Origin of the sequence: Streptomyces sp. NPDC018833 (genome assembly GCF_044390825.1) — a bacterium.
In the GTDB taxonomy this organism is placed as follows: Bacteria; Actinomycetota; Actinomycetes; order Streptomycetales; family Streptomycetaceae; genus Streptomyces.
In genome coordinates, this window is the sequence record NZ_JBIRZM010000004.1 from 506587 (window position 1) to 530362 (window position 23776).

19 protein-coding genes are annotated in these 23776 nt (G+C 72.2%); 11 read left to right on the forward strand and 8 right to left on the reverse strand.

Annotation, left to right across the window (positions count from 1 at the left end):
- Positions 1–25: 25 nt before the first annotated feature.
- From ACH5AF_RS11930 to ACH5AF_RS11945, 4 genes are all read right to left on the reverse strand, one after another.
- Positions 26–619 carry a GTP-binding protein gene (locus ACH5AF_RS11930; protein ID WP_398901476.1) on the reverse strand — a complete coding sequence of 198 codons (594 nt, stop codon included), beginning with the start codon at positions 617–619 and terminating at the stop codon, positions 26–28.
- An 88-nt stretch (positions 620–707) separates the two neighbouring features.
- The gene (locus ACH5AF_RS11935; RefSeq protein WP_398901428.1) at positions 708–1118 is read right to left on the reverse strand and encodes a DUF742 domain-containing protein; all 411 of its coding nucleotides are present in this window, start codon (positions 1116–1118) and stop codon (positions 708–710) included.
- A complete protein-coding gene (locus ACH5AF_RS11940) occupies positions 1115–1597 on the reverse strand; it encodes a roadblock/LC7 domain-containing protein (RefSeq protein WP_398901429.1) in 483 nt (160 codons plus the stop codon). Before ACH5AF_RS11940 ends, ACH5AF_RS11935 begins: the two co-directional genes overlap by 4 nt.
- Positions 1594–5136 carry a nitrate- and nitrite sensing domain-containing protein gene (locus ACH5AF_RS11945; protein WP_398901430.1) on the reverse strand — a complete coding sequence of 1181 codons (3543 nt, stop codon included), beginning with the start codon at positions 5134–5136 and terminating at the stop codon, positions 1594–1596. Before ACH5AF_RS11945 ends, ACH5AF_RS11940 begins: the two co-directional genes overlap by 4 nt.
- 540 nt (positions 5137–5676) lie before the next feature.
- Between ACH5AF_RS11945 and ACH5AF_RS11950 the strand changes: the two genes are divergently transcribed.
- Complete coding sequence (locus tag ACH5AF_RS11950; RefSeq protein WP_398901431.1) at positions 5677–6465, forward strand: hypothetical protein; 789 nt, start codon at positions 5677–5679, stop codon at positions 6463–6465.
- A 42-nt stretch (positions 6466–6507) separates the two neighbouring features.
- Here the strand turns inward: ACH5AF_RS11950 and ACH5AF_RS11955 are convergent, their stop codons facing one another.
- A complete protein-coding gene (locus ACH5AF_RS11955) occupies positions 6508–6990 on the reverse strand; it encodes a MarR family winged helix-turn-helix transcriptional regulator (protein WP_398901432.1) in 483 nt (160 codons plus the stop codon).
- A 240-nt stretch (positions 6991–7230) separates the two neighbouring features.
- Here ACH5AF_RS11955 and ACH5AF_RS11960 point away from each other — a divergent pair, with 240 nt between their 5' ends.
- Complete coding sequence (locus ACH5AF_RS11960) at positions 7231–8055, forward strand: lysozyme (protein ID WP_398901433.1); 825 nt, start codon at positions 7231–7233, stop codon at positions 8053–8055.
- 40 nt (positions 8056–8095) lie between these two features.
- On the opposite strand, the gene ACH5AF_RS11965 is transcribed toward ACH5AF_RS11960, so the two are convergent.
- Complete coding sequence (locus ACH5AF_RS11965) at positions 8096–8899, reverse strand: pentapeptide repeat-containing protein (RefSeq protein ID WP_398901434.1); 804 nt, start codon at positions 8897–8899, stop codon at positions 8096–8098.
- Positions 8900–9423: 524 nt separating this feature from the next.
- Positions 9424–11871: an endopeptidase La gene (lon, locus tag ACH5AF_RS11970; protein ID WP_398901435.1), complete on the reverse strand. Its 2448-nt coding sequence runs from the start codon at positions 11869–11871 to the stop codon at positions 9424–9426.
- Positions 11872–12286: 415 nt separating this feature from the next.
- On the opposite strand from lon, the gene ACH5AF_RS11975 reads away from it, so the two are divergent.
- The 8 genes from ACH5AF_RS11975 to ACH5AF_RS12010 all read left to right on the forward strand — a co-directional run bounded on the left by ACH5AF_RS11975 (position 12287) and on the right by ACH5AF_RS12010 (position 22686).
- Positions 12287–12892: a hypothetical protein gene (locus tag ACH5AF_RS11975; RefSeq protein WP_398901436.1), complete on the forward strand. Its 606-nt coding sequence runs from the start codon at positions 12287–12289 to the stop codon at positions 12890–12892.
- 20 nt (positions 12893–12912) lie between these two features.
- Positions 12913–13674 (forward strand): ABC transporter ATP-binding protein, encoded by a 762-nt coding sequence (locus ACH5AF_RS11980; RefSeq protein WP_398901477.1) that lies wholly within the window; start codon positions 12913–12915, stop codon positions 13672–13674.
- Complete coding sequence (locus tag ACH5AF_RS11985) at positions 13671–15053, forward strand: hypothetical protein (RefSeq protein WP_398901437.1); 1383 nt, start codon at positions 13671–13673, stop codon at positions 15051–15053. Before ACH5AF_RS11980 ends, ACH5AF_RS11985 begins: the two co-directional genes overlap by 4 nt.
- Complete coding sequence (locus ACH5AF_RS11990; RefSeq protein WP_398901438.1) at positions 15050–15679, forward strand: hypothetical protein; 630 nt, start codon at positions 15050–15052, stop codon at positions 15677–15679. Before ACH5AF_RS11985 ends, ACH5AF_RS11990 begins: the two co-directional genes overlap by 4 nt.
- Before the next feature lie 270 nt (positions 15680–15949).
- On the forward strand, positions 15950–16645 hold the full coding sequence (locus ACH5AF_RS11995) for a spermidine synthase (RefSeq protein WP_398901439.1): 696 nt from the start codon (positions 15950–15952) through the stop codon (positions 16643–16645).
- A gap of 102 nt (positions 16646–16747) precedes the next feature.
- Entirely contained in the window at positions 16748–17485 is a 738-nt protein-coding gene (locus ACH5AF_RS12000; protein WP_147988102.1) for a response regulator transcription factor, read from the forward strand.
- Positions 17482–18585 carry an ATP-binding protein gene (locus ACH5AF_RS12005; RefSeq protein WP_398901441.1) on the forward strand — a complete coding sequence of 368 codons (1104 nt, stop codon included), beginning with the start codon at positions 17482–17484 and terminating at the stop codon, positions 18583–18585. Before ACH5AF_RS12000 ends, ACH5AF_RS12005 begins: the two co-directional genes overlap by 4 nt.
- A 279-nt stretch (positions 18586–18864) precedes the next feature.
- The gene (locus ACH5AF_RS12010) at positions 18865–22686 is read left to right on the forward strand and encodes a multifunctional oxoglutarate decarboxylase/oxoglutarate dehydrogenase thiamine pyrophosphate-binding subunit/dihydrolipoyllysine-residue succinyltransferase subunit (protein ID WP_398901442.1); all 3822 of its coding nucleotides are present in this window, start codon (positions 18865–18867) and stop codon (positions 22684–22686) included.
- A 46-nt stretch (positions 22687–22732) separates the two neighbouring features.
- Here ACH5AF_RS12010 and ACH5AF_RS12015 read toward each other — a convergent pair whose 3' ends face one another.
- Positions 22733–22903: a hypothetical protein gene (locus tag ACH5AF_RS12015; protein WP_398901443.1), complete on the reverse strand. Its 171-nt coding sequence runs from the start codon at positions 22901–22903 to the stop codon at positions 22733–22735.
- A gap of 235 nt (positions 22904–23138) precedes the next feature.
- Between ACH5AF_RS12015 and ACH5AF_RS12020 the strand changes: the two genes are divergently transcribed.
- A complete protein-coding gene (locus ACH5AF_RS12020) occupies positions 23139–23321 on the forward strand; it encodes a DUF6104 family protein (RefSeq protein ID WP_215025437.1) in 183 nt (60 codons plus the stop codon).
- Positions 23322–23776 lie beyond the last annotated feature (455 nt).

Genomic DNA, 23776 nt, shown 5'->3' on the forward strand with positions numbered 1-23776 from the left:
GGGTGCTCCGTAGATGTTCGGGAGGCTATTCGGGGGTGGCTTCGAGGGCGTGGGCGACGAGCGCGAGCAGCGACTCGATGACCGTGACGCGATTGCGGGCGTCCATGATCACCACCGGCACGTGGGGCGGCACGGTGAGGGCCTCTCGTACGTCCTCGGCCTCGTAGGCGGTCGTTCCCTCGAAATGGTTGACAGCGACGATGTAGGGCAGCCCGCAGCTCTCGAAGTAGTCGAGCGCCGGGAAGCAGTCCGGCAGCCGCCGCGTGTCGGCCATCACGACGGCGCCTATCGCGCCGCGTACCAGGTCGTCCCACATGAACCAGAAACGCTGCTGGCCGGGCGTGCCGAAGACGTAGAGCACCAGGTCGTCGTCGAGCGTGATGCGGCCGAAGTCCATCGCCACGGTCGTGGTGACCTTGTCGGGCGTGGCGGCGAGGTCGTCGGTGTCCTCGCTGGCCCGGGTCATCAGCGCCTCGGTCTGCAGCGGGGTGATCTCCGAGACCGAGCCGACGAAGGTCGTCTTGCCCACGCCGAAACCGCCCGCAACGACGATCTTGGTGGCGGTGGGGGCGCGGGTGGTGTCCAGCTCCCACGCCTGCAGGGTCTCGTCGGGTTGCACGGCGTCCCGTGGGCGCGGGTCCGCGGCCGCTGCGGGGGCGTCCTGCGCCTCCTCGTCCTGCGGGAGGCGGGGGCGTGCCAGGAGCGTGTCAGAGGCGGCGGAGTCCACTCAGCACCCTTTCGAGCAGCGCGCGGTCGGGCTGGCCGGTGCCGTGCCCGGTCCCGTACACACGGATCTTTCCCTGATCGGCCAAGTCACTGAGCAGCACCCGGACGACACCCAGCGGCATCTTCAGCAGCGCCGATATCTCGGCGACGGTACGCATACGGCGGCACAGCTCGACGATCGCCCGCAGTTCGGGCATGACACGAGTGGAGAGGTCACCACCGGGCAGCTCGCGCCGCTCGGGCGCGGCCTCCAGCGCGGCGACGAACGTCTCGACGAGCAGCACATGGCCGAAGCGGGTGCGGCCGCCGGTGAGCGAGTACGGGCGGACCCGGGCGGGCCTGCGCCCCTGGCCGCGTACGGGGAGTGTGGCGGACGAGGCGGCGGCTGTCATCGGGTGCTCTCCATCGATTTGCGCAGCTCGCTGCGGACTTCGGGGGTGAGTACGTGTCCTGCGCGGCCGACGAACAGGGCCATGTGGTACGCGACGACGCTCATGTCGCAGTCGGGTGTGGCGTGCACGCCCAGCAGGGAGCCGTCGCTGATCGACATCACGAAGACGCTGCCCTCGTCCATCGCGACCATGGTCTGTTTCACCCCGCCGCCGTCCATCAGCCCGGCGGCGCCGACGGTGAGGCTGCCGATGCCGGAGACGATGGTGGCGAGGTCGGCGCTGGAGCCGCGGGGGCCCTCACGGCGCGGGGACTCGGTCGGGGCGGTGTTCTGTGCGGGGTCGGAGGAGAGCAGCAGCAGCCCGTCGGACGAGACGACGGCGACCGAGCGGACTCCTGGCACCTCCTCCACGAGATTGCCCAACAACCACTGCAGATTACGGGCTTCGCTGCTCAGCCCGAATGTGCCGGTCGCAGTCAACTGCGTGCCTCCTCGACTGTGTCCCCCGCCTCTGTCTCCGTGTCCTGCTGGTCCGTTGTCCGGGTGTGGTCGGTATGCGGCGCGTGCTGCTCGCCGTGCACGGTCTGCTCGCTCTGCGCGATCTCGGCCTCGGCATCGCGGCGGCCTTCCTGCGCACCGCGGTGGAACCCACCGAGCCGACGACGCAGCACCTCGGGGTCGACGCCCTTGGGGCGCTCCGCGGGCGCGGTCGTGGGCGCGACGACCATGGGAGTTCGCTTGGGCAGGCCCTTGTCGGTGACCCGGTCCCAGGCGGCGTCGCCTTCGGCCGGGGCGTCGCTCCCGGAGGGCTGCTCGGGCAGCCGCATCGCGAACGTCTCCTGGTCGACGACGTCGGCCCGGGGTCCGCTGGCGGCGGTCCGCTCGTGGGTGTCCTGCGTGTCCTGCGTGTCCTGCGTGTCCTGCGTGTCCTGCGTGTCCTGTTCGACTCCGGCGGCCCGGATGGCCCGTTCGGCGGCCTCCACGAACGGGTCGACGGGGAGGGCGGGTTCGCCGTGGGCGGCGTCTGTCGGCTCGGGCTCGGCCAGGGGGCCGACGTCGGCGTCCACCGACGGGGCTACGGACGCGACCGGGTCCGCGGACGACATCGCGTCCGCGTAGGGGTCACGGGCCGCGTGACCCGCCGGGTCGGCACCGGCGAACAGGTCCGCCTGGACGGACGGGGCAGCATCGGCGGGGCCGGCCGACGAAGCCACGGGCGCGACCGGGTCCGTGTGGGGCGCGCGGTTCGCGTGCTGCACCGGGTCGGCGGCGGCGAACGGGTCCGCCTGGGCCTGCGATTCGGCCTCGGCCGACGAGGCCGCAGGCGCCACCAGGTCCGCGGACGACACCGCGTCCGCGTGGGAGTCGCGGTCCCCGTGACCCGCCGGGTCGGTACCGGCGAACAGGTCCACGTCGACCGGCGGATCGGTGTCGGCCAGCAGGTCCGCGTCAGCGGCGGCCGAGGAGGCCACGGGCGCGACCGGGTCCGCGTGGGAGTCGCGGTCCCCGTGACCCGCCGGGTCGGTACCGGCGAACGGGTCCACGTCGACCGGCGGATCGGTGTCGGCCAGCAGGTCCGCGTCAGCGGCGGCCGAGGAGGCCACGGGCGCGACCGGGTCCGTGTGGGGGGCGCGGGCCGCGTGCTGCACCGGGTCGGTACCGGCGAACAGGTCCGGCGCGGCCGGCGATTCGGCTTCGGCCACCACGGCCGCGTCAGCGGCGTCGGCCTCGGACGACGGGGCCGCAGGCGCGACCAGGTCCCCGGGCGCCGTGGCGGGCCGCGGCGAGGGGCGGCGGGAGCTCGCCGGGAGCGCGTTGGAGTTCGCCTCCGCCGCCGAGCCCGGCAGGTTCAGCGTGGGGCCCGCACCGGAGACCGGCGCCTGCTGGGACGCGGTGGCCGGTGGACCGTCCGGCAGCAGCGCCGCCGGGACGACGACCACCGCCGTGATCCCGCCCTGCTTGTGCTCGCGCAGCTGGATCCGTACGCCGTGACGCGCGGCCAGCAGCGCGGCCACCCGCAGGCCGAGGCCCTGGGTCTCGGGGCCGGCCCCCGTCTCGTACGTCTCCGGGTTCTGCAGCCGGGCGTTGACCTCCTCGATACGCGCCTCGGTCATGCCGATGCCCGCATCCTGGACGGACAGCATCACCTCGCCGCTCTCCAGCAGCCAGCCGGACATCTCGACCTGGGCGTCCGGTGGCGAGAAGGAGGTGGCGTTCTCCAGCAGTTCGGCGACCAGGTGGCTGAGGTCGTCTGCGGCGAAGCCGGCGACCTGGGCGTGCGGCGGCAGGGACTGGATGACGACCCGGTCGTAGCGCTCGATCTCGCTCACCGCGGCGCGCAGGACGTCGACGAGCGGTACGGGCCCGACATGGCCCTGGCCGTGCTCGGCGCCCGCGAGGACCAGCAGGTTCTCGCTGTGGCGGCGCATGACGGTGGCCATGTGGTCGAGCTTGAAGAGGGTGGCGAGCCGCTCGGGGTCCTGCTCGCGCTCCTCCAGCTTCTCGATGACGCCCAACTGGCGTTCGACGAGGCCGAGCGTGCGCAGCGAGAGGTTGACGAAGGTGTGGTGGACGGTGTGGCGCAGGCGTTCCAGCTCGGTGGTGAGCTCCGCGGTGCGCTCGCCCAGCTCGGTGCGGGCCTCGGCCAGTTCGGCGGCCAGACTCTCGCGCGTGCCGATGAGGTCGCCGCGCTCGCTGTCGAGGCGCTGGACGCGTGCGGCGAGGTCGCGCAGGCTGCCGTGCACGGTATTGAGGGACCGTACGACCTGGGCGAACTCGTCGTTGCGGCCGGTGAAGCGGACCGGCTCCTCGGTGTCGGGCGACTCGGCGACCCGGGCGGCGCCGATGCGCAGGACGGCGAGCGGGCGGGTGAGGGTGCGCGAGACGGCCGCGAGGACACCGATGGTGACGACGAGCAGTCCGCCGAGCAGCGCGATGCGTACCTCGAGTGCCGTGACGTCGTCGTCACGGAGCTGCTCGATGCGGGCGAGACGGTCGGCGGCGAGCGCGGTCTCGGCGCCGCGCATCTGCTCGATGCGGGCGGTGAGCGCGGCCTCCAGCTTGGCGCGGTCGGTGTCGCGCTCGGAGTCGGAGAGCTTGGGCTGGTCGGTGAGGCGGTCGAGATAGCTCTCGGCGGTCGTGACCTCGGGGCCGGTGACGGTGGCGGCCAGCTTGTCGCGGGCGTCCTTGTCGGCGGCCCGGTCGAACTCGGCGAGCGCGGCGAGTTCGCGGACGCGGGCCTGCTGGGCGGCGGCGCTGAGCGCGTTGCGGGTCCGGGCGGCGGCGCCGGAGTCCTCGGGCCGGGTCTCTACGGGCAGGCCGGTGACCGGGTCGTAGGTCAGCCGGGGCTCGGGCTGCGGGACGGACAGCGCGGCGAGCAGCAGTCCGCGGGCGGCGGACGCCTGCTCCACGGCGAGGCCGAGCGCGGCGGGCGCACGGGTGGCCTCGGCGGCGCGCGGCGGGGTCTTCTCGGCGAGCTCGTCGGCGAGGGCCTGGAGCCGGTCGATGACCGCGGTGTAGGCGCGGTGGACCTGCATGGGGGTGCCCTCGCCGGTGAGGGCGGTGCGCCGCACGGCGGGCAGGGAGGCGAGCTCGCGGCGCAGTTCGGCGTGGTCGTCGGGGACGGCGGCGGCGATCTCGCCGATCTGCCGGTCGACGCGGGCGCGGAGGCTCGCGGAGAGCTTCGGCCCCTCGTCGGTGCCCGCCGCTTTGTCCTGCGACCCGCCGTCTTTCGCCGCGTCGTCCTTCGCCCTGCCGTCCTTCGCCCTGCCGTCCTTCGACGCGTCGCGGCCGGCGGCGACGTAGGCGGTGACCTCGTCGCGTTCGTCGGCGAGGGAGTGGGCGAGGGTGACGGCCTGGCGGTCGAGCTCGGCGAGGGTGACGAGGCGTTGGGCCTCGGTCAGTTCCGCGGAGGTCGCGAGGACGCCGGGGGCTCCGGCGCCGACGACGACCAGGCCGACGACCGCCACCGCGGCGACGAGCCTGCGGCGTACGCGGGTGGGGCGCCCCGTGGGGGTCACCGTGTCCTGCGCGGGCGCGGGGCTCTGCGTGGGAAACGCGGGGGTCCCTTCCGTGGACGGGAGGGTTTCGCCCTGTTCCCGTGGGGGCAGTGACGCCGCAGGGGCCGGGACCTGGAGCTCGCCTGCCGTTCCAGTGGGCCTGCCGCCCTTGCCCCGAGGCCGCTTCTTCTGCACCGGTGCTCGCAATCTTGCTTGACTCGTCCACCCATGAAGCAGAGATGACGACCGGTCACGCGCGAGAGCCCCACCCCTGGTACGGCTTCCGACCATTCCAGTGCCTTTGGGAGGGAGGCGCGCATCGGCCGCTCCGCCACCCGAACGAGTGAACAACATGCTTGAGTTGGCGAACAACTCTCCCGAACACCGAAACGCGCGAAGCCCGGCGTGTGGGTTGGACCTCGCGGGCACCCTTTGGCAGGATGCGCGCCCGCAGCTTCGCACAGCGGTCCATTTGGGTCGAAGCCACCGGTCTGACCTGCCGGTACGGGCCGATGGACACATCGTGCGGGGTGGGTGGAGGAGTCATGCAGACTGAAGGTCATGCACTTCGATCTCGCCACTGCCCCGGGCAGGCCCGAACGTCTCAACGAGGACTGGGCCTCGGTGGCTCTGCCCGCATCGGGCCAGGGCGGAACGCTGGTCGTACTGGACGGCGTGACTCCGCCGCAGGGCGACGCGGGATGTGTGCACGGCGTTCCATGGTTCACCGCCCGGCTCGGCGGCACGCTGATCGAACTGTCCGGTTCGCGGTGTGATCTCCCTTTGGCGGATGTGCTCTCCGAGGCGATCCGCCGCACGGCGGCCGCCCACCGGGGCACCTGTGACCTTTCTCACGTGCGTACGCCGCAGGCGACGGTGGTCCTCGCGCGGTGGGGCGAACCGTCGGGCGAGGTGGAGTACCTGGTGCTCTCCGACTCGACACTGCTGCTGGAGTCGGCCGACGGCTCGGTCCGCGCGGTGCTGGACGACCGGCTCGACCGGCTGCCCCGCGAGGCGCTGCGTACGCACGCGTCGGCCGACGCGCTGCGCAATGCGGAGGGCGGGTTCTTCACGGCGGCGGCCGACCCGGCAGTGGCGGCGCGGGCGGTGACGGGCCGGATCCCGCGCGTCGGGGTGCGGGCGTTGGCGGCACTGACCGACGGCGCGTCCCGCTGGGTGGACATGTTCGCCGAGGGCGACTGGGCCGCGTGCGTGGGCTTGCTGCGCAAGGAGGGGGCGCAGGCTCTGATCGACCGGGTGCGGGCGCTGGAGTCGGCTGCGGAGCCGCGTACGGGCGCGATCCGCTTCAAGCTGCACGACGACGCCACGGCGGTCTTCGCCGAGTTGTGAGGCGCGAGGTGCGCTCGGGGCCCTCGGCCCTCCGAGATCTCTTCAGCCCTCCGCGCGCGCGTTCAGCTGGTGGAGCAGCCGGGCGAGTTCGGCGACCTCGCGCCGGTCCCAGCCCGCCAGCTTGTTCCGGTAGCGGTCGCGGCGGGCATCGCGCACATGGCGGAAGCGCGCCACTCCCTCGTCCGTGAGCCGCACGAGGGAGGCTCGGCCGTCGGCGGGGTCGGGCTCGCGGGTGACGAGGCCCAGCTCCTCGAGGGCCCGCAACTGCCGGCTCATGGTCGCCTTTCCGACTCCGAAGTAACCGGCGAGTTCCGTGGCGCGCTGCTGTCCGGTCTCCTCCAGGCGGACGAGCAGGCCGTAGGCGGCGGGTTCCAGGTCGGGGTGGACCTCGCGTGCCATCTCCCCGGACGAAGCCCTCGCGCGGCGCAGGAAGACCGACAACTCCCGCTCCAGGGTGAGGAATTCCTGGTCCACACCAGTTCTGTCATTGGGGTCGGCTTCACTTGCCGTACCGCTTTCGTGCACGTCAGCACCCCTCGCGCGCTTTCCTGGTGATGAAATTTTCTTCCGGCGTCTCACGTCGCCGCAGCTCGGCAAGTATTTCGCAGGCGTAGACCAACGGCGGCAACCCGGGCCCCTTCCACGGGGTGTTCTACGTGCGTAGCGTATTCATGGCATGTCCACACCAAGCAGTTTTCCGCCACGACATGTCGACACATCGTCAGATCCCCTCACCCCCCTCACCGAGGTCTTCGGAGGCACGCCATGCCCGTGCACAGATCCGGAACGACCGGACGCAGGCGTCTCGCTGCGGCCGGCACTCTCCTCGCACTCCTCGCCCTCCTGCCGGCCGTCCCGAGCTCCGCCATGGCCGACCCCAAACCCGAGCGCGGCTCCGCGCGCATGGGGATGGGCGTGATCGCCCATGACGGTCGGGGCGGCACCCCGGGCGACACCCGCGCCGTCCAGACGGAAGGCGTCGACGTCTCCAGCCACCAGGGCAACGTCGACTGGGCCGCCCTGTGGAACAGCGGCGTCAAGTGGGCATACGTGAAGGCAACGGAAGGCACGTACTACAAGAACACGTACTTCACCCAGCAGTACAACGGCTCCTACAACATCGGCATGATCAGGGGCTCGTACCACTTCGCCACCCCCGACACGACCACGGGCGCCGTCCAGGCGGACTACTTCGTCAACAACGGCGGGGGCTGGTCCCGCGACGGCAAGACCCTGCCGGGCGCGCTGGACGTGGAGTGGAATCCGTACGGCGCGGCCTGCTACGGCAAGTCGCGGTCCGCGATGGTCACCTGGATCCGCGACTTCCTGAACCGCTACAGGTACCGGACCGGGCGGGACGCGGTCATCTACACGGCGACCAGCTGGTGGACCCAGTGCACCGGCAACTACGGCGGCTTCGGCTCCACCAACCCGCTGTGGATCGCCCGCTACAACACCACGCCCGGAACGCTCCCGGCCGGCTGGAGCTACTACACGATGTGGCAGTACACCTCTTCCGGGCCCATCGTCGGCGACCACAACAAGTTCAACGGCGCCTACGACCGCCTCCAGGCACTCGCCAACGGCTGAGCCCCCGACCCTCGACTGCCCCGTCCCGCCGTGCCGGTCGTCACGACCAGTGCGCGGGGCGGGTCAGCCCTTGCGGCAGCCGGGTGGCGCCGTCGCCGCGGGCCGCGTTGACCTGCGGCTGCGTGAGGAAGAAGCTGCCGGTCAGATTCGCACCGGAGAGGTCGGCGTCCCTCAGATCGGCCCCGATCAGATCGGCCTGCCGCAGATCGGCACCGGTGAGGTCGGCGGCGATGAGATACGCGCCGCGCAGGCTCACCCCGCGCAGATCCGCACCGCGCAGCCGGGCGCCCATCAGGTCCGCGCCCCTGTGGTCCTTCTTCTTCCCACCCCTGCCCACGCCCGCTCGGACGAGCTCACTGGCGCGCAGCAGCAGTACGTTGACGTCCTGGCGGTGCGCGGCGACGTCGAGTTCCAGCAGCGCGTCGGGGTCGAGGCGGGTCAGCTCGGTGACCGTCTCCCGCTGCCGGCGCAGCGCCGGGTGCACCTCCCGCGCGGCCGGCAGCGTCAGCGCCTCCTCCACGTACCGGAGCAGCTCGTGGAGCCGGCGGACGACGGGGAACACCGCGAACATCTGCCGCGCGGTGTCCGGTGCCTGCCGCCAGTCCGTACCGCCGTAAGTGACCTGGGAGACGTGCTGGCCGGCGCCGAAGCAGTCGTAGACGGTGCAGCCCTGGAAGCCGCTCGTACGCAGCCGCTCATGGATGCCGCAGCCGAAGTCCGTCCGAAGGTTGCCACAGGGCTTTCCGGCGGGCTTGTCCACGGCGAAGTCGGCGGATGCGGAGAAGGGCAGTGCGACACAGCACAGCCCGAAGCAGTTCGAGCAGTCGGCTTGCAGGGCGGTCATCCGTCCATTGTGCCGGACACGCCGACATGGCAGGGACACGGCAGGGCCCGGTACGCGCCCGCCCGTCGGCGCGGCACGGGCCCGGCACGCACCCGGCGGGGACGCCGCACCGATCCGGCGCGCACCCGGCGGGGACGCCGCACCGATCCGGCACGCACCCGGCGGGGACACGGCACGGGCCCGGCGCGCACCCCGGCACGCACCCGGTAGGGACACGGCACGGGCCCGGCGCGCACCCCGGCACGCACCCGGTAGGGACACGGCACGGGCCCGGCGCGCACCCCGGCGGGGACGCCGCACCGATCCGGCACGCACCCGGCGGGGACACGACAGGGCCCGGTACGCGCCCGCCCGTCGGCGCGGCACGGGCCCGGCACGCACCCGGCAGGGGCGCCGCACGGATCCGCCACGCACCCGGCGGGCTGTCGACGCGGCACGCGCACCGTACGGACCGGCAGGGACAGGGACGGACCCGGCGGGGATCACGTGGATCGCCTCCGCCGGGTCCGTGCCCCGCCGTGCGGTCAGGCCGCGGCCGTCACCGGCACCTCCGCCGGGGAGAGCGCGAGCTCCAGCACCTGGCGGACGTCCGTGACCGGGTGGACCTCCAGCCTGTCGAGGATCTCGGCCGGCACGTCGTCCAGATCGGCCTCGTTCCGCTTGGGGATCACGACGGTCGTGATGCCCGCGCGGTGCGCGGCCAGCAGCTTCTGCTTCACGCCGCCGACGGGCAGCACCCGACCGGTCAACGACACCTCACCGGTCATCGCCACGTCGGTACGCACCAGGCGTCCGGAGAGCAGCGACGCGAGCGCCGTGGTCATCGTGACGCCCGCGCTGGGGCCGTCCTTGGGCACCGCGCCCGCCGGGAAGTGGATGTGCACACCCCGGTCCTTGAGGTCGGCGACCGGCAGCTCCAGCTCGGCGCCGTGCGAGCGCAGGAAGCTCAGCGCGATCTGTGCGGACTCCTTCATCACGTCACCCAGCTGACCGGTCAGGGTCAGTCCGGCGGCACCGGTCTCCGGGTCGGCGAGCGAGGCCTCGACGAACAGGACGTCGCCGCCCGCGCCGGTCACCGCCAGCCCGGTGGCCACGCCGGGCACCGCGGTGCGGCGCTCGGCCGGGTCCTGGGCGGACTCGGGAACGTGGTGCGGCCGTCCGATGAGCGCGCGCAGCTCACCGTCGGTGATGGTGAGCGGCAGCTCCTCCCGGTCGCCCAGTTCCTGCTGGGCCGCCACCTTTCGCAGCAGCCGCGCGATGGACCGCTCCAGGTTCCGTACGCCCGCCTCGCGGGTGTACTCCCCCGCCAGCTTGCGCAGCGCCGAGTCGTCCAGCGTCACCTCGCCGACCGCGAGCCCCGCCCGCTCCAGCTGGCGCGGCACGAGGTGGTCCCGGGCGATGACGATCTTCTCGTCCTCGGTGTAGCCGTCGAGCCGGACGAGCTCCATCCGGTCGAGCAGCGCCTCCGGGATGGCCTCCAGCACGTTGGCGGTGGCGAGGAAGACGACGTCGCTGAGGTCGAGTTCGACCTCCAGGTAGTGGTCGCGGAAGGTGTGGTTCTGCGCGGGGTCGAGGACTTCGAGCAGGGCCGCGGCCGGGTCGCCGCGGAAGTCGGAGCCGACCTTGTCGATCTCGTCGAGCAGGACGACCGGGTTCATGGAACCGGCCTCCTTGATCGCGCGGACGATGCGGCCGGGCAGCGCGCCGACGTAGGTGCGCCGGTGGCCGCGGATCTCCGCCTCGTCCCGTACGCCGCCGAGCGCGACGCGCACGAACTTGCGACCCATCGCGTGGGCCACGGACTCGCCGAGGCTGGTCTTGCCGACGCCGGGCGGGCCGACGAGCGCGAGCACCGCGCCCCCGCGCCGCCCGCCGACCACGCCCAGCCCCCGGTCGGCGCGCCGCTTGCGCACCGCCAGGTACTCGGTGATCCGCTCCTTCACGTCCTGCAGGCCCGCGTGCTCGGCCTCCAGGGTCGCCTTGGCTCCCCGGATGTCGTAGGCGTCCTCCGTGCGTTCGTTCCACGGCAGTTCGAGGACGGTGTCGAGCCAGGTGCGGATCCAGGAGCCCTCGGGGCTCTGGTCGCTGGCCCGCTCCAGCTTCTCGACCTCCTTGAGCGCGGCTTCCCTGACCTTCTCCGGCAGGTCGGCCGCCTCGACGCGGGCGCGGTAGTCGTCGGACTCGTCGTCGCCGTCCTGGCCGTTGAGCTCGCGCAGCTCCTTGCGCACGGCTTCGAGCTGACGGCGCAGCAGGAACTCACGCTGCTGCTTGTCGACGCCTTCCTGGACGTCCTTGGCGATGGACTCGGCGACGTCCTGCTCGGCGAGGTGGTCGCGCAGCTGCTCCGTGGCGAGCTTGAGCCGGGCCACCGGGTCCGTGGTCTCCAGGAGCTCGATCTTCTGAGCGGTGGTCAGGAACGGCGAGTAACCGGAGTTGTCGGCGAGTTGCGAGATGCCCTCGATCTGCTGCACGCGGTCGACGACCTGCCAGGCACCGCGCCTCTTCAGCCAGTCGGTGGCCAGCGCCTTGTACTCCTTGACCAGCTCCGTGACGGCGCCGGGCATGGGGCCTCCCCGGGCCCCCTGGGGCCCAGGGGAAGGGTCGGGAACGGTCTCCTCCACCATGGCGCCCTCGACCCAGAGAGCCGCGCCGGGACCGGTGGTGCCGGCGCCGATGCGGACGCGGCCGACGCCGCGGATGAGTGCGCCGGGGTCGCCGTCGGAGAGCCGGCCCACCTGCTCGACCGTGCCGAGCACACCGGTCGCGGCGTATGTGCCGTCGATGCGGGGAACGAGCAGCACCTTCGGCTTGTTGCCGGAGGGACGGGCGGCAGCCTGGGCGGCCTCCACCGCGGCCCGTACTTCGGTGTCGGACAGGTCGAGCGGCACGACCATGCCGGGCAGTACGACCTCGTCGTCGAGCGGCAGGACGGGCAGCGTGAGCGGTGAGTGAGCCGTGACATCGGCAGCCATGATCTCCCCTTAGGCAGTCAAGTTGAGCTGTACCGACTCAATGCATATGAGCCCAACAATGTTCCCCGTGGGCTGTTCGCTGAGAGCGATCACCCAGCCCCACCGAGGAAGGCGCTCCACCGTGCCGCCGGGCCTGGCGCCCGCGCCAACCGTCCTGTGTAAATGGCCCCATGCAGACTTCCGTCATTGCGGCCGCCTGGGTCCGCGGCTGGGTCGTGTCCCGAGGCGCGGCCGAACCCGTCGTCGCGGCCAGGGCAGGCGGACGGAGCCGTACGCCACCGGACGGATCCGGCAGACGTACGCCGCCGGGCGGATCCTTCGGGCACGGACCGGCGGGCGGACGGAGCCGTGCGTCGCCGGGCGGACCCCCCGGGCACGGACCGGCGGGCGGATCCGGCAGGCCTGGGCCTCCAGGTTGCGCCTGCGGGCCCTGGGACCGGGGCTGCACCGCGCCTGGGTCGTCGCGCTGCTGCTCGTCGGCGCGGGCGCGCTCGGGCTCGGGTACGGGGCCGGCTACCAGGGCGCGCGGCCGATGCTGCTGCTCGTCGCGCCGCTGGTTCCGCTCGCCGGGGTCGGGCTGTCGTACGGCAGGCACACGGACCCGCTGTACGAAATCGCCCTGTCCACGCCGTCCGGCGGGCTCCGGCTGCTGCTGGCGCGCACCGCCGTCGTGCTCGCGGCCGGCGTCCCGCTGCTCACCGCGGTCGGTGCCCTGCTGCCGCCCGGTGCGGGAGGGCCCGGCGCGGCGGCGTGGCTGCTGCCCGGCCTCGCGCTGACCCTCGCGGCACTGGCGCTCGGCTCGTACGTGGGCTGCCGCACGGCCGCCGCGGCTCTGGGGGTCGGCTGGCTGGCCGTCGTCGTCGCTCCCGTCCTGGCGGCGATGCCGCCGGAGATCGCCGACCGCCTCGCCCACGTCGTCGGCGGACCCGCCACGCAGAGCGCCTGGGGCGGCGCGGCCGTGCTCTGCGTGGCGCTTCTCTCGCTGCGCCGTTCCTCGTTCGACCACCTGGAGAAGATGTGAGCACCGCAAGCAGGGCAGAGGTGACGGGCCTGACGGTCCGGCACCGCAGAACCGTCGCGCTGGATGCCGTCGACGTGTCGTTCGGGGCCGGCGTGCACGGACTGCTGGGCCCGAACGGCGCGGGCAAGACCTCGCTGATCCGTGTCCTGGCGACCGTCGCCGCCCCCTCCGGCGGGCGCGTGGAACTGCTGGGCCGCGATGTGGCGGTGCACCGGACGCGCGCGGAGGTCCGGCGCAGACTGGGGTATCTGCCACAGGAGTTCGGCTACTACCCGGGCTTGACGGTGCGCGAGTTCGTGGCCTATGTGGCGTGGCTGAAGGAGATGGACGCCGGCGCCGTCCCGGGCGCGGTGGAACGCGCGGTGGACCGGGTCGGCCTCGGCGACCGCATCGACGCCAAGGTCAGGACGCTGTCGGGCGGCATGCTGCGCCGCGTAGGGATCGCGCAGGCGATCGTGAACGAGCCGGAGCTGCTGCTGCTCGACGAACCGACCGCCGGTCTCGATCCGGAGCAGCGTGTCGAGTTCCGGGCACTGCTCCGGGAACTCGGCACCCTGGCCACCGTGATCGTCTCCACCCACCTGGTGGAGGACGTGGCGGCCGCCTGCTCGGAGGTGACCCTGATCGAGTCCGGCCGGCTCGCCTTCCGCGGCACCACCGGGGAACTGATCGCCCTCGGCAAGGGCTCCGCCGCGGACGAGTACGGGACGAACCCCATCGAACGCGGCTACACGACAGCCCTCCGCGACCACCGCGCAGACCGCGTGGCGGCACGCCGATGACCGCCAACGCACCCGCACCCGTAGCCACACCCGCGGCCCCGATCGCGGCGGCGCGCCCCGCGCCGCATCCGCTCCGCAGCGAGCTGCGGCGCGGCTCCGCGCCTTGGGCGGGCGTCGCCGTCGCCGTCACGCTCGGGATCGCGCTCGCCGGAAAGGCACCGCGGTGGCAGGGCAGTTGGGGTGAGACGCAGATGATGCTGAACACCGTGGCCGCGCTGCTCGGCGGTCCTCTCGCGGCCGCCGCCGGCTGCTGGCAGGGCGGCAGGGAGCGGCGGCGGCGCACGGACGAGCTACGCGCATCGGCCGCGCGCGCCCCGCTTGCCCAGTTCCTGACGGCCTCGCTGCCCACGGCGGGGTGGATCGTGGTGGGCTACGGCGTCGTGGCGGCGGGGACGCTGGCCGCCACCTGGCCGTACACGTCCGCCGGTCGTCCGCTGCTCGCCCCGATGCTCGTGGACGCCGCCTTCCTGGCGGCCATGACACTGCTGGGGCACGTCGTGGGGCGGCTGGTGGCGTGGCGGGCGGCGGCACCGGCGCTCGCCGTGTGCTGCTACCTCCTCTTCGGCATCCCGTCCTACGGGACGAGCCGGGCGCGCCACCTCAGCCCGGCGTCCGCGGAGGCGATGGGCGACATGATTCCCGTGTGGTGGCAGCCCGTCGCCGCGATCACCTGGACGGGCGGCCTGGCGGCCGCCGCGGTGCTCGCGTACGCGGCCCGCCGCCGGTCCACCGCACTGCTGCCGCTCGCCGCCGCGGCCGTCGCGGGGGTCGTCGTCGCGCAGACCGGTGACGGCATGTGGCGCCCCCACCCCCTCGCGCAGCGCCAGGTGTGCGACACGTCGGTACGGCCGCATATCTGCGTCAACGCACTCCGTCCCGGTCTGCTCCCCGAGGTCAGGAACGCCCTGGCTCCGCTCCAGGAGCGCCTCGACGGGGTCGACAACCTTCCCGCGCGCTTCGAGGACCTGGTCGGGGAGCCCGGGCCGGACGAGGCTCAACTGCCCATGCTGACCCCGCTTGGCTGGATCGTCGTACGCGGCGAACTGACCGACCCCGAGCAGTACGCATGGGAGGGGGCTGCGGCGATCATGGGCAGCCACGACGCCTGCGACGCGCGCGCCGAGGACGAGCGGGCCCGCCGGGTCGACATGGCGGTCACCGACTGGTTGGCCCCGGTTCCCGTGCGGCAGGCCAGCGAGCGGGACACCTTGGAGTTGGCCGGTGAGGCGGGCGACGAGGCCGCGATCGCCCATGTCGAGGCGGACCGGGCGGTCCGGGCCCGCTTGGCCGCCATGCCCGACGACGAGCGCCGCGAATGGCTGTCCCGCTACTTCGCCACCGTCCACAGCTGCGACCCGAAGGAGGTGCCGGCCCTGTGACCGCCCCCTTCTCCCGCCTGGCCGGTCCGCTGCTGCTCGCGCGCTCGCGCGCCGTCCCCCTCACCGTCACCTCGCTGGCGGCCGTCACCGTGCTGGCGGCCTGGGCGGCGTACGGGCTGGACGCCCATCTCGATTCCCGACGTCTCGTCCCGGTGGTCGCGCTCGCCCCGCTGATGGCCGCCGCGTTGATCGGCACGGGCCTGCACTCGCCGATGGAGGAGCTGGAGCGTGCCGCGGTCCGCCCCTGGTGGCCGAGGCGTCTCGTCCAGTCGGCCGGTCTCGCGGCCTTCGCCTCGGCGCTGCTCGCGGTCGCGGTCGTCGCCGACGACGACGGTACGTTCGGCCCTCCGGCCATGGTCCGCAACACCCTGGGCGCCGTCGGGATCACGGCGGCCGCGGCCGCCGTGATCGGCGCGCGCCTGAGCTGGCTGCCCGCGTTCGCCTACCTCAGCGCGGTCTATCTGGGCGCGCCCAGGACGCACGGCGGTGCGGCGCAGATCTGGGCCTGGCCGATGCAGTCCGGAGACCTGCCCGGCGCGTGGGCGACGGCCCTCGCCGCCTTCGTGCTCGGCGTCACCTTCCACGCCTGCCGCGGCCCCCGGCCCACCGGAGGCACAGCCGCCTGACCGCGGCCCCGGGCCCCGGGCCCACCAGAGGTGCGCTCGGGGGCCGCGGCCGGGTAGCCGCCTCGGACGCGGTCCCGCCACCCGGGCAGGCCGCAAATCGGTGCCTCCCGCCTGCGCGGCCGGGGCCCGGGGCCCGGCGTAACGGGCGGTGCTCCCGGCCCGGGGGCACCGCCCCCGGGCGGCCAGGAACAGGTTTGTCCCGCCCACTGCGGCCCGACAAAATGGCACCGATCCCTGTCGTCACCCGCCCGCCGCCCGGAGGTCACCCCGATGCCGTTCCCCGTCAGCGACGCCACCGTCACCCTGGACCGGCGCGAGGGGCCCTACGGGGAGGTCGTGCTGCGCAGACGCGGCGAAGGGGACGCGGCGGTGCACGAGATCATCGCCAACGGGTGCTTCCTGATGGACACCTCCGACGGGCGTTCCGAGCGACTGCTGATCGACGCCGCGTACGACGCCGTGACCACCGGCTACGTCGCGCCCAGTGTCCTCATCGGCGGTCTCGGGGTCGGTTTCTCCCTCGCCCACGCCGCCGCGAACACGGCCTGGCGGCGGATCGCGGTCGTCGAGCGCGAGCAGGCGATCATCGACTGGCACCGGTCGGGGCCGCTCGCGGCGATCTCCGGTGAGGCCCTCGCCGATCCACGCTGCGTGATCCTTCACACGGACCTTGTGGCATATCTGCGGACCACGGACGACCAGTACGACGCACTGTGTCTGGACATCGACAACGGGCCCGACTGGACGGTCACCGAGGACAACGGCGAGCTGTACTCTCCTGCCGGACTTGCCGCCTGTCAGGGGGCGTTGAGGCCCGGGGGCGTACTCGCCGTGTGGTCCGCACAGCCTTCCGCCGCATTCGAGGACGAGTTGCGGAATGCCGGATTCACCGGGGTAAGAACCGAAGAGATCCGCCTTGCCCGAGGAGTACCCGACGTGGTCCACCTCGCTGTTCGCCCTGCGTAGCCGGGACCCCTTCGATGCCCTTACGCTGCTGGGACACACACGGGATCAACCTCGATCCGGATTCCGTGCAGCTAGCGGTGAAACAGGTACAGGGGCGGGGCGATGGAGCAGACACACACCACGCACAACGGGGTCGCGGCCACTCCCGGGGCCCAGCGCCGGGTGCTGGTCGTCGAGGACGACGCCACGATCGTGGACGCCATCGCCGCCCGGCTGCGGGCCGAGGGCTTCCTGGTCCAGACGGCCCTCGACGGCCCCGCGGCCGTGGACGCCGCCGAGGCGTGGCAGCCCGATCTGATGGTCCTGGACGTGATGCTGCCGGGCTTCGACGGCCTGGAGGTCTGCCGCCGGGTCCAGGCGCAGCGTCCGGTGCCGGTGCTCATGCTCACCGCCCGTGACGACGAGACGGACATGCTGGTCGGTCTCGGCGTCGGCGCGGACGACTACATGACGAAGCCTTTCTCGATGCGCGAGCTGGCCGCCCGGGTGCACGTACTGCTGCGTCGCGTGGAGCGCGCGGCGCTCGCCGCGGTCACGCCGCGCAGCGGCATCCTCCGCCTCGGCGAGCTGGAGATCGACCACGCGCAGCGCCGGGTGCGGGTGCGGGCCGAGGACGTGCATCTCACCCCCACCGAGTTCGATCTGCTGGTGTGCCTGGCGAACACCCCGCGTGCGGTGCTCTCGCGTGAGCAGCTGCTGGCCGAGGTGTGGGACTGGGCGGACGCATCCGGCACCCGTACCGTCGACAGCCACATCAAGGCGCTGCGCCGGAAGATCGGCGCCGAGCGGATCCGCACGGTCCATGGCGTCGGGTACGCGCTGGAGACGCCGGCGCCATGACCCCGCGCCCCCGCGGCCGAGTGCGCGGGCGGCTGGGTGCCGCCTCCATCGCGATCTCGATCAAGACCAAGCTCAGCACGCTCGTCGTCGTCTCGGTCTTCATCACGACCGGTCTGCTGCTGATGGCCTTCCACAGCAAGACCGAGATCCGCTTCATCACCGTCTTCACGATCATCGCCACCCTGCTGATCACGCAGTTCGTGGCGCACGGCCTGACCGCGCCGCTGGACGAGATGAACACGGTCGCCAAGGGGATATCGCACGGGGACTACACGCGCCGGGTACGCGGCGCCGACCGCCGCGACGAGCTGGGCGACCTGGCCTCAACGATCAACCGCATGGCCGACGACCTGGAGGCGGTGGACCGGCACCGCAAGGAGCTGGTCGCCAATGTCTCGCACGAGCTGCGCACCCCGATCGCCGCGCTGCGCGCCGTGCTGGAGAACGTGGTCGACGGGGTCTCCGCCGCCGATCCCGAGACGATGCGCACGGCGCTGAAGCAGACCGAGCGCCTCAGCCGGCTCGTGGAGACGCTGCTGGACCTGTCCCGGCTCGACAACGGTGTGCTGCCGCTGAAGGCCCGCCGCTTCGAGGTGTGGCCCTATCTGTCCGGTGTGCTGAAGGAGGCGAATCTCGCATCCTCCCAGCGGGGCCTCGCCTCCGGCTCCGGCCACCACACCCGTACCGACGTCCACCTGCACCTGGACGTCTCTCCGCCGGAGCTGACCGCGCACGCGGACGCCGAGCGGCTGCACCAGGTGGTGGCGAACCTCATCGACAACGCGGTGAAGCACTCGCCGCCGCACGGCCGCGTGACGGTACGGGCCAGGCGCGGCCAGGGCCGGGAGTCGCTGGACCTGGAAGTGGTCGACGAGGGGCCCGGCATCCCGGAGCAGGAGCGTCACCGGGTCTTCGAGCGGTTCAACCGGGGCCAGGTCGCCGCACCGCACGGTCCGGGCAGCGACGGCGGTACGGGGCTGGGGCTGGCGATCGCACGCTGGGCGGTGGATCTGCACGGCGGCCACATCGGAGTGGCCGAATCCGCGCGCGGCTGCCGGATTCGCGTCACTCTGCCGGGGGTCCGGTCACCGCGAGGTTGACGTAGGGTTCGAACCGGAGGGGCTTGTTCTGGGTGTATGCGGGCAGGACTCGTTCGGGACCAGCGAAAGACTGCAGGCCACAGGGCTGCAGCCGTGATGGGGCCTACCCTCACAGAAGCGAAACTTCGCTTGTTTCCCGCCATTCACAACCCCGAAACCCGCCTTTCGGTGTGACTTGCGCGACGATGACCCGCCCGGCCTGCACCTCCCGGCCAGGGAGGCGTAGCCTTTATTTCCGCTGTCCATCACCTTGTGAAGCGGAAGAGGGCGGTTCTCGCCGTGTCGTCTCAGTCCCCCAGTAACTCGAGCATCTCGACCGACCAAGGCAAGCAGGGCCAGAATCCTGCCGCCGCGTTCGGAGCCAATGAGTGGCTCGTCGACGAGATCTACCAGCAGTACCTCCAGGACCCGAATTCGGTCGATCGCGCCTGGTGGGACTTCTTCGCCGACTACAAGCCGGGCACTGCCGGCGCGGCGGACAAGGACAAGTCGGCGGCTGCCGCCGCGGCCACCACCACGACCCCGAGCGCGCCGGCCGCGCAGGAGGCGGCACCCGCACAGGCCGCCTCCGCCGCCCCGGCGAAGCCCGCTGCCCAGCCCGCCGCTCCCGCGCAGGCCGCCCCGGCCGCTGCGGCCCAGCCCGCGGCACCGGCACCGGCACCGGCACCGAAGGCGGCCCCGGCGAAGCCCGCCGCAGCCGCCAAGGCCGCCACGCCGGAGACCGAGGCCTCCACCGGGCCCGAGCACCTCACGCTGCGCGGCCCGGCCGCCGCGGTCGCGAAGAACATGAACGCCTCGCTGGAGGTGCCCACGGCCACGTCCGTGCGCGCCGTCCCGGTGAAGCTGCTGTTCGACAACCGCATCGTCATCAACAACCACCTCAAGCGGGCCCGGGGTGGGAAGATCTCCTTCACCCACCTCATCGGCTACGCGATGGTGCAGGCCATCAAGGCCATGCCGTCGATGAACTGGAGCTACGCGGAGAAGGACGGCAAGCCGACCCTGGTCAAGCCGGACCACGTCAACTTCGGTCTGGCCATCGACCTGGTGAAGCCCAACGGCGACCGCCAGCTCGTCGTCGCCGGCATCAAGAAGGCCGAGACGCTGAACTTCTTCGAGTTCTGGCAGGCCTACGAGGACATCGTCCGCCGCGCCCGCAACAACAAGCTGACGATGGACGACTTCACCGGCGTCACCGTCTCGCTGACCAACCCCGGCGGCCTCGGCACCGTCCACTCCGTGCCGCGTCTGATGCCCGGACAGTCGGTCATCATGGGCGTCGGCTCCATGGACTACCCGGCCGAGTTCCAGGGCACGTCGCAGGACACCCTGAACAAGCTGGGCATCTCCAAGGTGATGACCCTCACGAGCACGTACGACCACCGCGTCATCCAGGGCGCCGCGTCGGGCGAGTTCCTGCGGATCGTCGCCAACTTCCTCCTCGGCGAGGAGGGCTTCTACGACGAGATCTTCGAGTCGCTGCGCATCCCCTACGAGCCGGTCCGCTGGCTCAAGGACATCGACGCCTCCCACGACGACGACGTCACCAAGGCCGCGCGCGTCTTCGAACTGATCCACTCCTACCGGGTCCGCGGCCATGTCATGGCCGACACCGACCCGCTGGAGTACCGCCAGCGCAAGCACCCCGACCTGGACATCACCGAGCACGGCCTCACCCTGTGGGACCTGGAGCGCGAGTTCGCCGTCGGCGGCTTCGCCGGCAAGTCGATGATGAAGCTGCGCGACATCCTTGGCGTGCTGCGCGAGTCGTACTGCCGCACCACCGGCATCGAATTCATGCACATCCAGGACCCGAAGCAGCGCAAGTGGCTGCAGGACCGGGTGGAGCGCCCGCACCACAAGCCGGAGCGCGAGGAGCAGCTGCGCATCCTGCGCCGGCTGAACGCGGCGGAGGCCTTCGAGACCTTCCTCCAGACCAAGTACGTCGGTCAGAAGCGGTTCTCCCTGGAGGGCGGCGAGTCCGTCATCCCGCTGCTCGACGCGGTCATCGACTCGGCCGCCGAGTCGCGCCTGGACGAGGTCGTCATCGGCATGGCCCACCGCGGCCGCCTGAACGTGCTGGCGAACATCGTCGGCAAGTCGTACGCGCAGATCTTCCGCGAGTTCGAGGGCAACCTCGACCCGAAGTCGATGCACGGCTCCGGCGACGTGAAGTACCACCTGGGCGCCGAGGGCACGTTCACCGGCCTCGACGGCGAGCAGATCAAGGTCTCGCTGGTCGCCAACCCCTCCCACCTGGAGGCCGTCGACCCGGTCCTCGAGGGTGTCTCCCGCGCCAAGCAGGACGTCATCAACAAGGGCGGCACGGACTTCACCGTCCTGCCGGTCGCCCTGCACGGTGACGCGGCCTTCGCCGGCCAGGGTGTCGTCGCCGAGACGCTGAACATGTCGCAGCTGCGGGGTTACCGCACCGGCGGCACGGTCCACATCGTCATCAACAACCAGGTCGGCTTCACCGCCGCCCCGGAGTCGTCGCGTTCGTCGATGTACGCGACCGACGTTGCCCGCATGATCGAGGCGCCGATCTTCCACGTGAACGGCGACGACCCGGAGGCCGTGGTCCGCGTCGCGCGGCTCGCCTTCGAGTTCCGCCAGGCGTTCAACAAGGACGTCGTGATCGACCTCATCTGCTACCGCCGCCGCGGTCACAACGAGGGCGACAACCCGCAGTTCACCAACCCGCAGATGTACAACCTGATCGACAAGAAGCGCTCGGTGCGCAAGCTGTACACCGAGTCGCTGATCGGTCGCGGCGACATCACGCTGGAAGAGGCCGAGCAGGCGCTCCAGGACTTCCAGGGCCAGCTGGAGAAGGTGTTCGCGGAGGTCCGCGAGGCCACCAGCCACCCGGTGCCGGAGCATGTCCCGGCCGTGCAGGCCGAGTTCCCGGTCGCGGTGAGCACGGCGGTCTCCCAGGAGGTCGTCAAGCGGATCGCCGAGTCCCAGGTCAACATCCCCGACCACATCACGGTGCACCCGCGCCTGATGCCGCAGATGCAGCGCCGCGCGGCCTCCGTCGAGGACGGCACGATCGACTGGGGCATGGGCGAGACGCTGGCCATCGGCTCGCTGCTGATGGAGGGCGTCCCGGTCCGGCTGTCCGGCCAGGACACCCGCCGCGGTACATTCGGCCAGCGCCACGCGGTGCTGGTGGACCAGCAGACCGGCGAGGACTACACCCCGCTGCTCTACCTGACCGAGGACCAGGCCCGTTACAACGTCTACGACTCGCTGCTCAGCGAGTACGCGGCGATGGGCTTCGAGTACGGCTACTCGCTGGCCCGCCCGGACGCGCTGGTCATGTGGGAGGCGCAGTTCGGTGACTTCGTCAACGGCGCGCAGACCGTCGTCGACGAGTTCATCTCCTCGGCCGAGCAGAAGTGGGGCCAGCACTCCGGCGTCACCCTGCTGCTGCCGCACGGCTACGAGGGCCAGGGCCCGGACCACAGCTCCGCGCGCCCCGAGCGCTTCCTGCAGATGTGCGCGCAGGACAACATGACGGTCGCGATGCCGACCCTGCCGTCGAACTACTTCCACCTGCTGCGCTGGCAGGTCCACAACCCGCACCACAAGCCGCTCATCGTCTTCACCCCGAAGTCGATGCTGCGTCTGAAGGCGGCGGCGTCGAAGGTGGAGGAGTTCACCACCGGCGGCTTCCGCCCGGTGATCGGCGACGAGTCGGTCGACCCGGCGGCCGTTCGCAAGGTCGTCTTCTGCGCCGGCAAGGTCTACTACGACCTCGACGCCGAGCGCAGGAAGCGCGGCGTCACGGACACGGCGATCATCCGCCTGGAGCGCCTGTACCCGCTGCCGGGTGCGGAGCTCCAGGCCGAGATCGCGAAGTTCCCGAACGCCGAGAAGTACCTGTGGACGCAGGAGGAGCCGGCGAACCAGGGTGCCTGGCCGTTCATCGCGCTCAACCTGATCGACCACCTGGACCTGGCGGTCGGCGCGGACATCCCGCACGGCGAGCGCCTGCGGCGCATCTCGCGTCCGCACGGCTCCTCCCCGGCCGTGGGCTCGAAGAAGCGCCACGAGCAGGAGCAGGAGCAGCTGGTCAGCGAGGTGTTCGACGCGTGAGGCGGCTGCGCCTCCGCATGACGTAGTACCCAGCCCGGCCCCGCGATCAGTTCGCGGGGCCGGGCCCCTCTGTGTCCGGGCGGAGAACCGCGCCGAGGTCGTACCGACCGCGCACCAGGTCCAGCAACCGCCAGGCCGCCTCCCGGTCCGCGAAAGGGACGGTGCGCTCATCCAGCAGCCCTGACACCAGCTGGACGCCTTCGATGGCGTTCTCCACGCTGCCGTCAGCGTGCTGCGCACGAGCAGCGCCTCGGCCGGCAGCAAGGAGCGTTGCGCGCCGCTGTCGGCTTCCCCGCAGAGCCGGACAGCACGGCAGGCGCTTCGTCAGGCCGGCGCCGCGGCGGTCCGGTGCCACGCCCGCCCCTCCGGCAGCCAGGGCACCGGCGCTCGGCGGCGGGCCTCTGCTCCTATCCTGGTAGAGCACATTTCACAGATCCCATCGGAGTGCTCCCTTGTATTTCACCGACCGCGGCATCGAGGAACTGGAGAAGCGGCGCGGCGAGGAGGAGGTCACGTTCGAGTGGCTGGCAGAGCAGCTGCGCACGTTCGTGGACCTCAACCCGGACTTCGAGGTCCCGGTCGAACGCCTCGCGACGTGGCTGGCCCGCCTGGACGACGAGGATGACGACGTGTGACGGGCGCCGCCGCCCGCACGTGCCCCTGACGCGGGGGCCCGGGGCATATCCGGATAGCGGCGCCCCCGGATACTGCGCCGCCGATGCCGGGGGCCGTCCGGCCCAGTCCCTGGCGGTGGGGCCCCAAGAGCGCCGCGGATACCGAGCCGCACCTCGGATGCGCCGCTGACTTTCGGGGGCGTAGGGCCGCATGCGTCGCCCACACCCGGAGTGCGGGCGACGCCGGGGTGCCGCGCCGCAGCCGCCCGCCGATGACCGGCCTTGGCGCCCCCGGCCACGCTGACACCCCGTGCTGACGGGCCACCGCGCCCACACCGTGACTGTGGCGTCCCGCACCACGAGAGCGCGTATCACGCCCGGACCCGTCCGGCCACCCGACGCGGCTCCCTGCCGGCCCCATTCCCCAGCCCCCAGGCAGCAGCGCTCCACCGCCCTCCGCCGCCCGACGCGGCTCC